This window comes from Saprospiraceae bacterium (genome assembly GCA_016713025.1).
Taxonomy (GTDB): domain Bacteria; phylum Bacteroidota; class Bacteroidia; order Chitinophagales; family Saprospiraceae; genus OLB9.
Genome location: JADJPZ010000002.1, coordinates 148,694 through 165,359, shown reverse-complemented (window position 1 = coordinate 165,359; position 16,666 = coordinate 148,694). Strand labels below are relative to the sequence as shown.

Below are 16,666 nucleotides of genomic sequence, written 5' to 3'. Positions count from 1 at the left end.
TTTTAATAATGTAAAACCTCGCGTTTTTACTAACGCATACCAAACGAAAGGAATATGGCTTTTGTTGGAAATACATATTAAAATATTCATAATAACATGTTAACCTTATGTCTACATCAAAATTAAAAAATAACTTCTTTATTATAAAGCAGGAATGGGCAATATCTCAAAAGTCAAACTCTATCGTATCACCTGGTTTTAAGCCCGTTTTTCCGGCATCTTTATTTTCTTTCGAAGCCGAATCCTGTTTTTTGTCCGGATCTTTTGTCTCCGAAGGAAGTTTTAATTCCTTTTTGGGTACTGAAGGTGTGTCAATGATGTTTTCCGCAGGTGCATCAACATCAGTATCTTCTTCGGGAGAAGTCTCATCTGCTTGTATTAGTTCCACTTTAGTCAACTTGGTATCAATGAGTTTATTGCCCAAAGCTTTCCATCCTTTGACTTCAATAAATTCTGGCAGTACAAGCTCTTTGTATTCCTTAGCTTTACCCACATTGAAGTGATATCTGATCATTGGGTTCTTAGACATGGATGCAAAATACAGCTTAGTGCCTCCGGATTCCGGTAGAAAGATAAATCTCTGATCCATAGTACTTGTTTCAATTCTGAATCTTTTGACCATCGTCCATCCTTTTTCGCCTTCGTGATATACTGCGTTGATGATCGTTTCGTCGGTATAATTGCCGATCTCAACAATGTTATTTACATCAAATTTTTTGTTGAGATCAAGTTCGGTGACTTCATAACTTCCGTCCTTGTATATCGTCAGGAGTTTGCTACCTGTGTCGAATGCTCCGAGATATTTACCCCTTTCATCCTGATTGAGTTTGCCACTGACTTCATCCATGTATATCTGCATAGCACCGAGCGATGATTTGCCTACTGAAACCTGAGTGATCTTTCTGACGGGATATTTGGTGACTACATTGCCCTGTGAAGAACGTCCCTTGATGGCAAGGTCCGCAAAATCAAAATCAAATACTTTTTTCTTAGCTGTAGATCCTTGAGATAACTGGACATTGACTATTTCGGACTCACCATTGGCATTGGTAGTGAAATACGAGACTTTGGACCCTTTGCTACCTTGTGTGAGATCGTACTCCTTATCTCTGGTGATGGCAGTCACACTAAATCTTTTGGCAAAGGATTTTCCGGTTTTCCCATCCAGATATATCATATTGTAAGTAGTCCTGTCATCTGACTTGAGCCATACAGCTGTGTGGATGACATCCTTTCCTACAAATACCTTATCTGCGATTTTGACAACTTTAAACTTTCCATCTCTGGTAAAAGCGATGATATCGGCTATATCCGAACAATCACAAACAAACTCATCTTTTTCATACCCATCCCGATGAACCCTTCTTTACGATCCACGTATAGTTTGGCATTGTTGGCGACCACCTCTTTGATTTCTATTGTATCAAATGAACTGATGATTGTTTTTCGTTCCCGACCTTTACCATATTTCTCCAGTAATCGCTCAAAGTAAGCTATAGCGTATTCTGTCAGGTGTTCCAGATCAAATTTCACCTGTTCGAGATCGGCAAGAATTTGCGCCATCATCTCATCAGCTTTGAATTTATTGTACTTGGAGATTCTTTTGATTTTTATCTCTGTCAGCCTTATGATATCATCTTCAGTGATATCTCTCATGAGCAAAAGTCGGCCATCACCTGATTTCAATGGATCAGCAGGAGTTGCCACATATTTTTTCAATCCCAGATCTATTGCTTTTACTACCTCATCAAAGCTTTCGCACTCTTCTATGTCTCGGTATATTCTGTTTTCTATAAATATCTTTTCGAGACTGGATTGATGCCATTTTTCTTCGAGCTCAGCCTTTTTGATTTCCAGTTCCCGTCTGAGCAGTTCTTTGGTTTGCGCCGTGGATATGCGCAGGATCTCAGGTACGGACAAAAACATAGGCTTATTATCCACAATGACGCATGCATTGGGTGAGTATGAGACTTCACAATCCGTAAACGCATACAGAGCATCTATCGTCAGATCGGGGGATACACCGGGCATCAGTTCCAGCTGAATTTCCACATCTTTTGCTGTATTGTCATTTACTTTTTTGATTTTTATCTGACCTTTGTCATTGGCCTTAAGGATAGAATCAATGAGTGTATTGGTAGTGACACCAAATGGCAATTCGACAATATTTAGTATGTTTTTGTCTGCTTGTACTACTTTGGCTCTGATCTTCACTCTGCCCCCTCTGTGCCCGTCGTTGTATTCAGCTACATCCACCATGCCACCCGTCTCAAAGTCAGGATATACAGTCACTTTTTTACCTTCCAGTATCTTGACAGAAGCTTTGATCAACTCTATGAAGTTGTGTGGAAGTATCTTGGTGGATAACCCGACGGCGATGCCTTCCACTCCTTGTGACAAGACCAATGGGAATTTTACCGGAAGAGTTACCGGTTCCTTTTTACGACCATCATAAGTGAGCTGCCACTCCGTAGTCTGAGGATTGAAGAGTACTTCCAAAGCAAATTTTGTCAGCCTGGCTTCAATATACCTTGGTGCTGCTGCTGAGTCACCTGTCCTGACATCACCCCAGTTTCCCTGACAATCTATGAGAAGATCTTTCTGTCCCATATTGACAAGTGCATCACCTATGGCAGCATCACCATGAGGATGATACTGCATGGTCTGTCCTATGATATTGGCGACTTTATGATAGCGGCCGTCATCCATTTCTTTCATCGCATGGAGGATGCGTCGCTGTACAGGTTTCAATCCATCATCTATGTCCGGTACTGCTCTTTCGAGTATCACATAAGATGCATAATCAAGAAAATACTCCTTATACATACCCTTTAACGTAACTAATCCTTCATCTTCGTGCCCGGTATCAGTGATATGATGTTCAGCGTCCATGATATATTATTTGAAAAAAAAGACAAATATATAAAATATCTGTAATATAAATATCGGCCAGCCTCATGTTGAAGAAATTAGTTCCACTTTGACACCTATATTACTAAGCCATAAGCTATGGATTCTCTAAAAGATTATATTAGAAAAAGAGTCACTGTATTTTGAACAAAACTGAATAATTCGAAAATGATACTCCTATTGAAGATAAGATGTGCCGACAATGGGATAGTTGTTTATTCTTTTTACATTTGTCATTTTTATGAATGCATATAAGTCAAATTTATTCCACGCTGTAGTCCTGATTTTTCTCAGCATATGGGAATATTACTCAGCACTCAACCCATCTATTGTCCAGCTCCTTCCGTTGTTTTTTGGAGTTATATTCCTTTCATTGAACAATGGGGTTCAGTACGGATTGCAAGGACAGACCAAAGCAGCATTGGTTTTAAGCATATTTTCGATAGTATGCGTCATATTGATATTTTTGTATTTATACTCAAGTATTGATATTTTAAGTATATTCAGATATGCGACCATGATACTTGCCGGATGTATCTCCGTTTTTTACCTGTTCAAATCTGTTTTTAAAAATGTTAAGAATTAAATCTGTATTCATTTTGATAATCATTTCATTATGTATGATATCTTGTCAGCAAGCCCAAAAAGCTTCTACCGGACCTGAAAAGCAAAGTGTCCTGGTGAAGGTAATGCCTCCTGACACTGCTGTCACGATAGATTACTTAATGGGAAAATTTGAACCGTCAAAACATTCGGATTTTACAGAAATACCCATCAAATATGCTGATCGACCGGGTCAATTCATCAGAAAAGAAGTTTTTGAAGCTTTTGTAAAAATGTCAGATGCGGCATCAAAGGAGGGAATACGATTACAAATAAGATCAGCCACACGAAATTTTAATGATCAAAAAAGAATATGGGAAAATAAATGGACCGGCAAAACACTGCTCGAAGACAATCTGAATGCTGCAAAAGATGTAAGGGATGATCTGACAAGAGCAAAAAAAATATTGGAATACAGCTCAATGCCCGGCACATCAAGGCACCATTGGGGTACCGATATGGACTTCAATTCGTTTGATAACCAATGGTTTGAGAAAGGTGAAGGACTCAAATTGTATATCTGGATGAAAACTCATGCAGCTTCATATGGATTTTGTCAACCATACACAGCTTTAAAAACTGACAGAAAGACAGGTTATTTTGAAGAGAAATGGCATTGGACATATATGCACTTGTCGGTACATTATACAGCCATGGCAAAAATGAAACTCAAAAATGATATGATAACAGGTTTTTCAGGATCAGAAACAGCACCGTCTGTAGATATGGTCAATAACTACATTTTAGGAATAAGCCCTGCATGCAATAAAAACTAAATGACACTACAAAGCTCTCTGAAAGTTGATACATCCATCAAAGGTATCATATTACTGACACTGCCTATCAGCATGGCAAAGCTGATACCTGAGCTCAATTATCTTTTCAATGCAGCGTTTTTAGGTCATTTAGGTAGCAGAGAGCTTGCTTTGGCAGGCATTACAGGCGTATATTATCTTATTTTTTCTGCGATAGGATACGGACTCAACAACGCATTGCTGGCCATCATGTCGAGAAGAGCAGGAGAAAACAACAGAAATGAAATCTTTTCAACACTGTGGCACGGCCTGATTTTGGCTGTCATGCTTGCGTTGTTGTTTATTGTGATGACTCGGCTACTTGTTTATCCGATTATGATTTGGGCCGGAGTTGATGCAGAAAGTGCACTCATTGCAGGTGGATTTTTAAATATCCGGATCATTGGTCTGTTGTTTCTTTACAGTCTGCAGATGCAAAATGCATTTCTCATCAGTCTGCAGCAGACGAGGTTTCTGGTACTGATTGCTTTGGTACAATCCGGAGTAAACCTTTTTTTGGATTACACGATGATATTTGGGCATTGGGGATTTCCGGAAATGGGGTTTAATGGTGCTGCTGTCGCTTCCGTTATTTCAGAATTTATAGGAATGTGTACCGTAATGTTCATCATTTACAGTCTTGATATCAAAAAAAGATATCAGATCACTCCGGTTTTCAGCATCGCTTTCAAAAAACTGAAGTTGGTTTTCACTCAGGGTTTTCCGCTCATGAGCCAACTGGCTATCAGTACTGCTTCATGGTGGGTATTTTTTATATTGGTGAGTAAAAATTATACTTTTGAGGAGCAGGCAGTCTCCCAATCCATGCGAAATTTATTTGGCCTGGGTGGGGTATTTTCGTGGGCTTTTGGCTCATCAGCCAATACAATCATCAGTAATCTCATCGGCCAGGGAAGACAAAACGAAATCTTTAAAATCATCAACAAACTAAGTATCATAAGTACGACCGGTATGGCCATCTTCGTACTTATCCTGAATATTTTTCCGGCCTTATTCCTTGATCTATTTGGTCAGGAGAAAGGATTTATATCTGCTGGCTTAGGTCCTCTGAGAGTAGTCAGTGCTGCAATGTTGATATTGTGTATAGGCGTCATTTGGTTAAATGCAGTCGTAGCTACAGGAAAAACTAAAATCGTATTCTGGATTGAATTCTGGGGCATAGTGGTTTACCTGATATATGTCTGGTTAGTCATCGAAAGTTTAAAGTTGAGTCTTTCAGTAGCTTGGATGAGTGAATGGGTTTACTGGATATTGCTCTTTTCACTTTCATTTGTCTATCTCAGATTTGGAAGATGGAAGGATGATTTGGCCTACAGCAGTTAAAACTTACATTCCGGATAAAAGCTCTCGTGCTTGCCTGATCTGTATAGGTGCTTGCCGACTTCTGTGATTCCCTGATGGTCGCAGTTTGCAACTGCGATCCCATATTTTACGAATTTGCAATTCATCATCAACTATCAATATATCCAATAGTACTGTCTAACTCTAATAATTCTAACTCAATGAGACTGCCATAACCCACTGCTGGCGCAAGTTTGCAACTTGTGCCTTTAACACAAATTATTTACCTAAGATACATCCAATTTTTTTTTTAATACCTTTACTACAACTGCAAAAGTAAACAAAATAAATTCTAACCTTACACTGAAATCTGTAACTTGATCTCCTATTTTGATTTCGTTTTGAACCTAATCAACGATGTAAAGATAGTAGTGCACGAGTTACCAACTCCAGCCAGCAGGGGGGTATGGCATTGATGGATACATACCGATCTGGAACTCGACAGTAAAATGATACAACGCATTCAGGAAGTGACCAAAATGGATGCTAAAGCCAAAGAACACGTTTTCGCTATGCTCGATGCTTTTATCAGACAGACTAATATGGAAGGTATACTACAATAATACAAAAGCCACACAATTTTATTTGTCGTAAGGCTTTTGTGGTCTAATTACAAAACCTATCCAGCTTTAGCTGAATTTTTAATGTATGGCATCGCAGGTGCAAACTGCGACGATCTGGTTACAAAGCCCCCACGGATGCGATGACTTTTGTTGTTACTTTAAAGTATACTTACATTTTGTTTTTGTTAAAATACTCACACCGTCAAATCCTGTTATTTGGTTTATAACTTCACTTTGATCTATGTTGCAATCACCGTTTTTTATAAATCTGCCTTCTTCCCAAACATCTCCATTTTCATAAAACACCTTGCATTCTAAATTACCTTCGGTAAATGCCTTAACAATTATCCAACATCCCCCATCGGATCCCCCTTTCCAAATAGCATTCTCAGGGACATTGTTCGGTCGATTTTTATTAACTGGACTATTGCAACTGAGCATAAAAATTGTGAAAACTACAATAAATGATTTCATGGATTTAATTGTGATTTTAACTTACAAAAACTCTTTGTATCTTGATTTATTAACTCTTTCAACTGTACCCCCTGTTTTAGGACTATATTGCACCTTTCCAAACTCCTCTGCTGGCGCAAGTTTGCAACTTGTGCCTTTAACACAAATTATTTACCTAAGATACATCCAAATTTTTTTTTAATACCTTTACTACAACTGCAAAAGTAAACAATATAAATTCTAACCTTACACTGAAATTTGTAACTTGATCTCATATTTTGATTTCGTTTTGAACTTAAACAACATTGCAAAGGTAGAAGGGCACGAGTTACAAACTCGCGCCAGCAGGGATATTTTGTTTATTTCTAATCTAGTCTATGGAAGAGTTAAAAGCCACATAACTTTTAATTTTTTATGTGACTTTCGTTTATACTATTCCATATGGCTATGTCTCATGGCGCTTCCAAGTCTTCACACAGTGTGACCCAGATAATAAATCATTAATATTACTAAGACAATAATTTGAAAAATTATAAATACCAAGTGATTTTTAAAATATTTTTTATCAATTATAAAATTTACTAATATATTTGAAATTAAAAAATGCAAAGTATAAAACCTATTATTATAATTGTGGAAGAAATATCTTGGAAAAGATATCCTCTGAAAACGATATTGCAATTCTCAGAAATGAAATCATTTCTCAATTTCAAAACCATTCTAGCTATGTAAATAGAAGAATATACTAACAATCCATAAACTAGGTAACTGATAAATACCATCAACGTTTTTGTATTAAAATTCTCTATAATCCCCATGTTTCATTGAATTTTGTATTGTAAGAAATTACATTTTTAGATCCTGAAATATAAAAGTAGTTTATTGTTTGGCCTTTAGTATAATTAAATTTTAATGCATCACTACTCAACTTAATATTTCCAGCCTGCAAACTTTCTATATTCCAAATTGCAGTTCTGTTTGTGATATTAATGTCACTTTTTATTAATTTTAACCCTTGCTGGCGCAAGTTTGTAACTTGTGCCCCTTACTCTATTGTTATTAATAACAAAACACATAACCTTCAAGACTCATAGGTCTTTCTAATATTTCAACATCCAAAACGCCTTTTGTTCCTAAATAATCTCTGGCGCTATTATGTAAATAATGGTCGGCTTCACTCACTATACCTGCCACAACAGGGTTATTATGTACATAATCTATCTTCTGAAACGTAACAGCAGGACTAAAAAGTTCAATAGGGTGATTATCTTGTTGCCAAAATTGAAAATCTTTATTATTGCTTTTATTTTGTCCTGAACTTCTAAAAATATTTAACAACCATTCTTTTCTACTTTCAGTGGGATTGTTTTCTATAGCTTCGATGAGTTTTTTGGAAGTGAATTTTTTAAGATCACGCAAAATATCTGAATGGCTATAAAGGCCGGATTTAGAAAACACCAAATGTGCATGATTGCTCATCAAACACCACGCATGCAAGTTTAATCCTTTGTTTTGTTGACAATATTTTATGCTCTCGATAAATATTTCAATATAGGTGAGCCTAGTAAAAACATCTACCCATGATACCGTTGCAAAACTTACAAAGTATATACCATCATTATCTATAAACTTGTATTTTGTGCTCACTTTCATTTATATTTAAAGATGTATTTTGATATCATCAAAATTCTTACCAAAAACCTAAAGTCCATAAGGCGAAGGCTGTTTATAGGCACAAGTTACAAACTTGCGCCAGCATGGGGGTATTTATGTAGGTACGGCCTGCCACCTTTTAAGTAAAACAAAAGCCACCCAACTTATCCTGTCGTGTGGCTTTCGTGTATGGTTAGAAGCACGAGTTACAAACTCGCGCTAGCAGGGATTTGGCCTACAGCAGTTAAAACTTACATTCCGGATAAAAGCTCTCGTGCTTGCCTGATCTGTATAGGTGCTTGCCGACTTCTGTGATTCCCTGATGGTCGCAGTTTGCAACTGCGAATTTGCAATTCATCATCAACTATCAATATATCCAATAGTACTGTTTAACTCTAATAATTCTAACTCAATGAAACTGCCATACCACTCTGCTGGCGCAAGTTTGCAACTTGTGCCTTTAACACAAATTATTTACATAAGATACATCCAAAAAAAATTTAACTACCTTTACTACAACTGCAAAAGTAAACAAAATAAATTCTAACCTTACACTGAAATTTGTAACTTGAGCTCCTATTTTTATTTTTATCCCGTTTTGAACTTAAACAACAATGCAAAGGTAGAAGGGCACGAGTTACAAACTCGCGCCAGCAGGGAAGCTACCCTAATATCTTGATCAGCAAACTTAAGATAGCGGGCGCATAGCCTAACTTACCGTTTTAGCCTTTGTTCTGCCCAGTTTTTTCATTCTCAAAACATTTTAAATTTTCCTACTTTAATTTCTTTTTTAGGCGATTTTGATATTTTACTTATATACATTATTTGCTCTGGATAAGCAGTTTTTTGTGCTTTTATTCCATCTAAATCCCATTTAGAAACTAATTCAAAAATATTATCACAACATATTCCCTCCAACGGATTTAATTTTAGTCTTTCGCCTCCATATTTTTTATAATTCATATAGCAATAATTCAATGTATCACTTTCACTCCAAATTCGTCCGTAGATAGTTCCATTTTGATAATCATAATACTCCAATGTAAATATTTCTCTGCTATCCATTAATTTACTTAAAGAAGCTTTCTTTTCCAGTTCTCCTCTCGCCTTTGATATAACTTTTATTTCGTCATTTGAAAATCCTTTATCCTTAAATTCATTTATAATTGATTTAGATAATTCACTAAATGGACTTAATACCTTTTGCGAACAGGCTGCTGGGATAAGACAACTTAAAAATATGATAAATTTTGACATGACCTTATAATTTACTGGTTAATAAGTTAATCTATTTTTTCTTTTAACTGTCCTGAAATTTGTAAAACCTGTATTGTTATAATATAAGGACTGTCCATTTCTTACGATTCTTGTACTCGGGTCTCCTGTTCCTGTTGATGTAATTCCATAATATGCTCTTAATGATAGACCATTCTCTGCTCTAATTTGATTTTCCCTATGTGTAGCATAGATTTCAGCATTTTGAATAGAACCTCCACCTGGTAGATTTACCCATGTATTTAAATTAATTGTTCCATTTTTTATATCTTCTATGTGTGCAAGTTCATGTGCTAAACCTATATAGCTTGGTCTATTAATACTGCCTGTTTCATCAGGGGCACTTGTCAAACGGTTAGGATTCCAAGTTACATAAGAGCCATTTTGCATATCTGCACCATTACTCTGCCTTTGTACTAATTCAATGTCGCTTGGTTCATTAAATGCTAGTCCGTCAACTAATCCTCTTCCCTCAGCATTTTGTCTTAATGTGTTTAATGCTGCTCCAGCTTGATTGATGAATTGGTTATTACCTGTATAAATTCCTCCTGTTGAAGGGTCAATAAATCCATATGCACCATTTGCATCTTGACCGTAAAAATATCTTGTACTTTGGATTGATTGTTGTCCATTTGTTCCAGTTATAGCAGAATTAACAACAACTACAATACTGTCTCCATTGGGGTCAATGTTGCGTATCGGATTATTGGCTACATAATTATAAGGACTTAGGTCAGCATATTTACTTGCGAGTCTATCAACGCCCGTAAACCTCCCCAAAGTGGGATCATAAAATCTCGCCCCATAGTCATACCATCCCAGCCCTCCAAAGCTCTCAAGCTCCTTCCCATTATATTGATACGGTTTGTCATTGGCGGCGAGATCATTCATCCATGGGCCACCCATAGACATGCCGAAAGGATAGTACCCACCCTTCCGCTTACGCGGTTTCTTCGCTTGAAGCACTGCCGCACTTCACTCCGCATATGCGGAGATCGCTCAGTCACCTGCAGTATCTCGTTAGTACTACCATCAGTAGTAACATCTATCTGGCCATTATTGTTTTTGTCAGTAAAGGTGACGCGCGTATTGCCCAGATACGCTCATGAGGATGATAAGTTTACCTCGATATACTGGACCAAAAGTCCCAAAATGATAAAGGGATAACAAAAAATGTCATCCCTTTATGAAATAGACTTTAGAGTATGTTTAAAATTCCATCATTTGGCTGCAAGCGACAAATTTAATTTTATCCTTCGTTATATTTTTCGCCGTAGCTACCGGCTACGACTACAAAATCTGCCTCGTTTATAAGTAAATTTGTTCACTTTCGCTCAAACATGAAAATTTAAACATACTCTTACAAAAATGTGGCTTTGTGTATTTTTAAATATTTATGTTTAGCGAAGTTGATGAGATATTATAGTGGACAGAAAATATTCTGCGAAAAATTTGAATCATAATGTATTGTAAATTAAATAATTATGATTGCAAATTTTCGCAATCAATTTTCTGTTTGGTATAAATATACACTTAGCTTGATGCTATTACAAATTTTACAGGTAGGGTAAACAGTACTCTCACAGGCCTGCCTCTTTGTTTGCCTGGTACCCATTTATTTCCCATTTTATTCATACCATTGATGACGTTTACTGCTGCTTCGCCGCATCCGCCCCCGATGTCTCTTACGACATTGATATCAGTAATAGATCCATCTCTTTCCACTACAAACTGTAACACCACCTGACCTTCTATACCGTTTTCACGGGCGATTGCCGGATATTTCAGGTTACCATATATATATTCAAGAAGTTTTGTTCTTGAGCATTCTGATTTTTCTTTATCAGTGCCTTTGTCTTCACAGCCTGGAAATCTTGGCATTTGTTCTACCACCTTAAAGATTTCAGTTTCTTCTGCTGCTGGTGGTGGTGGTGGCGGTGGTGGTGGCGGTGCTGCCTTTTTTTCTACATATACAGGTGCTTCCACTTTTGATTCCATAGTTACCTCCTGATTTTCAAATACAGGTTGATCTTCTACAATAACTTCTGTATTTGGAACTTCCTGGATCACTGGTGGTGGCGGTGGCGGTGGCGGTGGCGGAGGTTCATTTGTTCGTGGAACTTCCACTTCGACTTCTTCACTCAATACCAGATCATTCAGATCTACTTTTATTTTTTTCTCATAGGTTGTCCAGTTCATGGTAACCAAAGCGAGTGCCATGGAGATTAATATTCCATAATTAAATAATGAAGATGAGTGTTTGAAAATATCCACATCCGGATATTTTGTGGATTCAGAAAAGGAGGATGCTTTTTTACCATCATACTTGCTTCGAAGATTTTTTGGATCAAGCCCTTTAAACTTATATTTAAAAACCCATACAATACCCACCGTGAGCAAGATAAATGCAAGGAAGAAGTATCCAACTCCTGAACCTGTGATTTCTAATTCTCTGAACATAAACGGTGATTTTAAGCTGTTATCGAAATTATTTTAATATCACCTGCAAAGTGAGTACTTTTCTTTAGTTAATACAATGATTTACATCACATTGCAGGATGATATAAGTTTGTAATTACTCCATTCTATTGTTTCGATTACAGCACTTTTTTTTAACTCGTTCATTTAAAGAGCAAAATGTATTGAACTAATCTTAAATTTAATTTACTTTTGTATTATGCAAAAAAAATATTTTTTGTATTTCCGAATTTTTAATAAGAAAAAACTTTTGATAGTAACCACCATGATATTGGTCATAGTGTGGTTGTGCATACCTTTACCTGATGACCGCAATGAATTCAGTCGAATACTCTACGCAGAGGATGGCAGAATGATGTCTGCTACTATATCAAAAGATCAGCAATGGTGTTTTCCACTGGATGAAAAAATACCCGAGCCTCTAAGACAATGTATCATCATATATGAAGATGAGTACTTCCCCTACCATCCGGGTGTAAATCCGGTATCTATGGTGAAAGCTATCATATCTCACTTGAAAACAGGAAATAAATTACGTGGAGCGAGTACTATTCCAATGCAGGTCATGCGCATGAAAAGAAAAAACCCTGACAGAACATTCATAAACAAGATCATTGAAATCATCTTTGCTTTAAAATACAGCCTGTTTACCATGGATGAGACCATCATTCAGGAATGGTGTACTATTGCTCCTTTTGGCGGAAATACCATAGGTGTAAAAGCAGCAGCACTCAGATATTTTGGCAGACCACTCGACAAGCTCTCCTGGGCAGAATATGCCTTGCTGGCAGTCATGCCCAACGGACCAACTCACGCGACGCTTTCAAAAAACAGAAATATCCTTAAATCCAAGCGTGACTTTTTACTTAAAAAAATGCACTCCAATGGATATTTTAATAGTGAAGAACTGCTACTTTATTTGGGTGAAGAAATTCCTTTTGAAACGAAGATTATACCACAGCATGGCTATCATCTATTGAGATATCTGACAGAAAAATATCCTGATCAATTCATCTTCCGAACCACATTGAACTCTGATATTCAACTAAAAAGTTTTGAATTGCTTTCCCGCGAAACAGAATTCTTAAAAATGGATGATATCAAAAACATAGCTGTTACTATCATTGATACCAGAAATAATAAACTAATAGCATATCATGGTAATGGACCATCACAAAGTGGCAACTTTTCATATGTCGATGTCGTTCAGGCGCCCAGAAGTTATGGCAGCTTATTGAAACCATTGTTGTATGCTCATGCACTGGAAACTTCAACCTTTTTGCCCAATGAAATGATTGCTGATATTCCAACTGCCATTGGTGATTTTCAGCCGGAAAACTTTGATAAAAAATACAGAGGGGCAGTCCCGCTCGAAGAAATGATCATACAATCACTTAATGTTCCTTCTGTACGATTGCTCAATACGGTAGGTCTGCATGGATTTTATGATTTGATAAAAAATCTCGGCATAAAACATCTCCAAAAAGGGGCTGATCATTATGGGTTGAGTATCATTCTGGGTGGTGGCGAAACATCTCTATGGGAGTTGAGTCGTATTTACAAAGGTTTGGCTCAGAATTATAGCGGCATAGCTGATCCTTTCAGAGAAGTGCAGATCCTTACGCAGAATAAACCTGAAAAGAGTAAATCTGCCTATGCGTTTTCTCCGTTTACTGTGGATCATCTGATAAAGGCTATGTCAGATCTCTCGCGGCCCAGAGAAGAAAAATCCTGGCAAATATTTGCAAATGACTATAAGGTGGCATGGAAGACAGGCACAAGTTTTGGTCACAAAGACGCATGGGCAATGGGTTTTAATGGCCATTACATGGTAGGAGTATGGGTAGGAAATGAAGGTGGAGAAGGGCGTTTTGACCTGACAGGTATCTCCAAAGCAGCTCCTGTCATGTTTAAGATTTTCAATATTTTGCCTGAAAACAGGTGGTTTGGAAGTACTCCAAGATATGCTTCAAAAGAAATCATCTCGATATGTAAGGAATCAGGAAAGATAGCTGGCCCACTTTGTAAGAACAAATCAAACCTTACGATTGAAAAATCATCTTTTAAATACCAACAATGCAATTATCATCAGGAAGTGATGTTGAGTAGAAACCAACTCAGACTTAGCCCTGCCTGCCACGACAATGCTGTACTGAAAGATACATTTTTTGTGCTGCCTTCATATATGGAGTATTATTACAAACAATCCAATACATCTTACAAGGTACTACCACCACTTGACCCGTTATGCCAGCAAAGTGAAGCTTCATGTAAAATTATCTATCCCCTGAATGATATAAAAATATTTTTGCCGAAAGAAAATGAATCAAAGCTTAATCACCTGATAGCAAAAGCGTATCACAGGCAAAATGGGGCAGCCTTACACTGGTTTCTTGACGGTCAATACTTATCCTCAACCAATAATCAACCTCATGACTGCCTGCTGAAGGCAGGAATCGGTCAGCACACCCTGATGATCATAGATCAATGGGGCAATAAGGATGAAGTAAATTTTGAAATTATTAATGAACACAAGGCCAATAAATAACTCCAATTGGTGTAATTTTTATCTACCTTTGCACGTTATTTATCATGTTTGTTTTTAAGAATGTCATTTTCAAATAAATATATAATTGCAGGGTTGATCGTTTTGATGTATATGCTTACATTGGAATCGGTATTCAGCCAAAATAATATCAAAGTGGAAACATCTCCATCAGTCACCAGACTTATGGCGAGGTATGTAGAAAATGGCAAAGCTAAGGATATGGTCAAAGTCTGGAGAATTCAGATACTGTCTTCATCAGATCGCAGGAGATGGAAAGTACACTGGCGACTTTCAGGGCTGTATACCCTGATATGATGTCCGACTGGAAACACGTCTCTCCTAATTATCAGGTGAGAGCGGGATATTTTGAAAGTAAAAATAAGCTCGTGCCAGTGTTGCTCGAAATCAAAAAGTCATTTCCTGCGGCAACTCCTGTATATGACAATGTTAGTAAAAAAGCGCTTTTAGGATTTTGAGTATTTCCCTGTGAATATGAGACAAATTTGCCATTTTGAAGCCCCATTTATTTTGCAGAATATTTTCTGTTCACTATAAAAACCTATCTTGAGATTCGTAGTGAGACCTGAGTTTCACTTAAGTATAAACATTTATGGCTCAAAAAGCTTCCATTTCAAAAGATAAAACATACGACTGGATCACACTTTCAGTATTTTTCAGCCTTGTGACCATTGGTTGGTTTATGGTTTATGCTGTCCTCCATGATCCGGCTCATCCGTATGCATTCCTTGATTTTAGTACTTTATTGGGTGCACAGACTGTTTGGGTAGTTTTATCCATTTTTACATTTATTGCAGTGCTGGTCATTGACTGGAAATTTTGGAATGCCCTCACTTTTCCTATCTATGGCATTACGATGTTACTGTTGGTTTTGGTTTTGATCATAGGTAAAGAGATCAACGGTGCCAAAGCTTGGTTTGCTATCGGCCCTTTTTCTATGCAACCATCAGAATGGGCAAAATTTGGTACTGCTTTGGCCCTATCAAGTTATCTTAGTTTTTTTAAGAGCAGCACTATGAACAGCAAAGTAGTATTAGTATCTATGGCATTGTTTATATCACCTGCCTTGCTCATTTTGCTTCAACCTGATTTTGGGTCTGCTTTGGTATATTTTTCATTTTTTATTTTATTATACAGGAGAGGGCAGTCACCATGGGTCATCATATCCGGGATAGGGTTGGCTGCAGTTTTCATATTATCATTATTATTCGGACCATTACTTGTCACCTCCTTTTTGTTGTTGCTTGGATTTGCAGTGTATGTCCTGGATCTTGAAAAACCGAATAATGCTGTGATTTCTATCACGGCTGTTCTCCTGATCATGGTATTTATGTTATTTCAAGATGAAAAAACCAATGTCATCATTCCTCCATCTCTGGCATTTTTGGTGTATCTATACAGAGAAATAAAAAAGAAAAATATCAAGATTGTCAGCCTTATTACATCATTGATAATAGCAGCCTCCTCGTTTGGATTTATGGCCACATATGTGTTTGATAATGTACTGAAACCTCACCAGCAAGAAAGGATCAATGTATGGCTGGCTCCTGAGAAATGTGATCCAAGAGGATCGTTATATAATATACTACAAGCCAAAATGGCCATTGGATCAGGCGGACTGACAGGAAAAGGATTTTTGAAAGGTGAAATGACAAAACTGGACTATGTACCAGAACAGGAAACAGACTTTATTTTCACTTCTATAGGAGAAGAACAGGGTTTTATAGGAATATTAGGGGTTATTTTTCTGTTCACTGTATTACTGACCAGATGTATCATCATTGCTGAAAGAGCAAATCTCGAATTTATTCGTAATTATGGCTATGCAATAGCAGGAATTTTATTTTTTCACTTTCTGTTCAATATCGGAATGACTATGGGTCTTTTGCCTGTGGTGGGCATTCCACTGCCCTTTATCAGTAAAGGTGGTTCAAGTCTAATTGCATTTACTATCATGGTAGCTGTGCTTGTAAAAATGGACATGGCAAGATACCGTGCAAATTAATTTG

At 37.1% G+C, this 16,666-nt stretch carries 12 protein-coding genes and 1 pseudogene; 7 read left to right on the top strand and 6 right to left on the bottom strand.

What is annotated here, in order from left to right:
* Window positions 1-166: 166 nt before the first annotated feature.
* A pseudogene (locus IPK35_00880) lies at window positions 167-2,892 on the bottom strand (DNA gyrase/topoisomerase IV subunit A).
* 259 nt (window positions 2,893-3,151) lie between these two features.
* On the opposite strand from IPK35_00880, the gene IPK35_00875 reads away from it, so the two are divergent.
* From IPK35_00875 to IPK35_00865, 3 genes are read left to right on the top strand one after another with little or no spacing between them, the layout of a single operon-like run.
* Window positions 3,152-3,496, top strand: coding sequence for a hypothetical protein (locus tag IPK35_00875; GenBank protein ID MBK8051850.1), 345 nt, complete (start codon window positions 3,152-3,154; stop codon window positions 3,494-3,496).
* A 34-nt stretch (window positions 3,497-3,530) separates the two neighbouring features.
* On the top strand, window positions 3,531-4,289 hold the full coding sequence (locus IPK35_00870) for a M15 family metallopeptidase (protein MBK8051849.1): 759 nt from the start codon (window positions 3,531-3,533) through the stop codon (window positions 4,287-4,289).
* Window positions 4,290-5,651 carry an MATE family efflux transporter gene (locus IPK35_00865; GenBank protein ID MBK8051848.1) on the top strand — a complete coding sequence of 454 codons (1,362 nt, stop codon included), beginning with the start codon at window positions 4,290-4,292 and terminating at the stop codon, window positions 5,649-5,651. It abuts the gene before it with no gap.
* Window positions 5,652-6,385: 734 nt separating this feature from the next.
* Here IPK35_00865 and IPK35_00860 read toward each other — a convergent pair.
* From IPK35_00860 to IPK35_00840, 5 genes are all read right to left on the bottom strand, one after another.
* The gene (locus tag IPK35_00860) at window positions 6,386-6,706 is read right to left on the bottom strand and encodes a hypothetical protein (protein MBK8051847.1); all 321 of its coding nucleotides are present in this window, start codon (window positions 6,704-6,706) and stop codon (window positions 6,386-6,388) included.
* 1,038 nt (window positions 6,707-7,744) lie between these two features.
* Entirely contained in the window at window positions 7,745-8,332 is a 588-nt protein-coding gene (locus IPK35_00855; GenBank protein MBK8051846.1) for a transposase, read from the bottom strand.
* A 759-nt stretch (window positions 8,333-9,091) separates the two neighbouring features.
* Window positions 9,092-9,595 carry a hypothetical protein gene (locus tag IPK35_00850; protein ID MBK8051845.1) on the bottom strand — a complete coding sequence of 168 codons (504 nt, stop codon included), beginning with the start codon at window positions 9,593-9,595 and terminating at the stop codon, window positions 9,092-9,094.
* Between the two features lie 18 nt (window positions 9,596-9,613).
* Window positions 9,614-10,525 carry a hypothetical protein gene (locus tag IPK35_00845; protein ID MBK8051844.1) on the bottom strand — a complete coding sequence of 304 codons (912 nt, stop codon included), beginning with the start codon at window positions 10,523-10,525 and terminating at the stop codon, window positions 9,614-9,616.
* A gap of 621 nt (window positions 10,526-11,146) precedes the next feature.
* Window positions 11,147-12,073 (bottom strand): TonB family protein, encoded by a 927-nt coding sequence (locus IPK35_00840; protein ID MBK8051843.1) that lies wholly within the window; start codon window positions 12,071-12,073, stop codon window positions 11,147-11,149.
* Window positions 12,074-12,308: 235 nt separating this feature from the next.
* On the opposite strand from IPK35_00840, the gene pbpC reads away from it, so the two are divergent.
* From pbpC to IPK35_00820, 4 genes are all read left to right on the top strand, one after another.
* Window positions 12,309-14,639 carry a penicillin-binding protein 1C gene (gene pbpC / locus IPK35_00835; GenBank protein ID MBK8051842.1) on the top strand — a complete coding sequence of 777 codons (2,331 nt, stop codon included), beginning with the start codon at window positions 12,309-12,311 and terminating at the stop codon, window positions 14,637-14,639.
* A gap of 111 nt (window positions 14,640-14,750) precedes the next feature.
* Window positions 14,751-14,954: a hypothetical protein gene (locus IPK35_00830; protein MBK8051841.1), complete on the top strand. Its 204-nt coding sequence runs from the start codon at window positions 14,751-14,753 to the stop codon at window positions 14,952-14,954.
* The gene (locus IPK35_00825; protein ID MBK8051840.1) at window positions 14,909-15,115 is read left to right on the top strand and encodes a hypothetical protein; all 207 of its coding nucleotides are present in this window, start codon (window positions 14,909-14,911) and stop codon (window positions 15,113-15,115) included. The genes IPK35_00830 and IPK35_00825 overlap by 46 nt, the downstream gene beginning before the upstream one ends.
* Before the next feature lie 134 nt (window positions 15,116-15,249).
* Complete coding sequence (locus IPK35_00820) at window positions 15,250-16,662, top strand: rod shape-determining protein RodA (protein ID MBK8051839.1); 1,413 nt, start codon at window positions 15,250-15,252, stop codon at window positions 16,660-16,662.
* The last annotated feature ends 4 nt before the right edge of the window (window positions 16,663-16,666 follow it).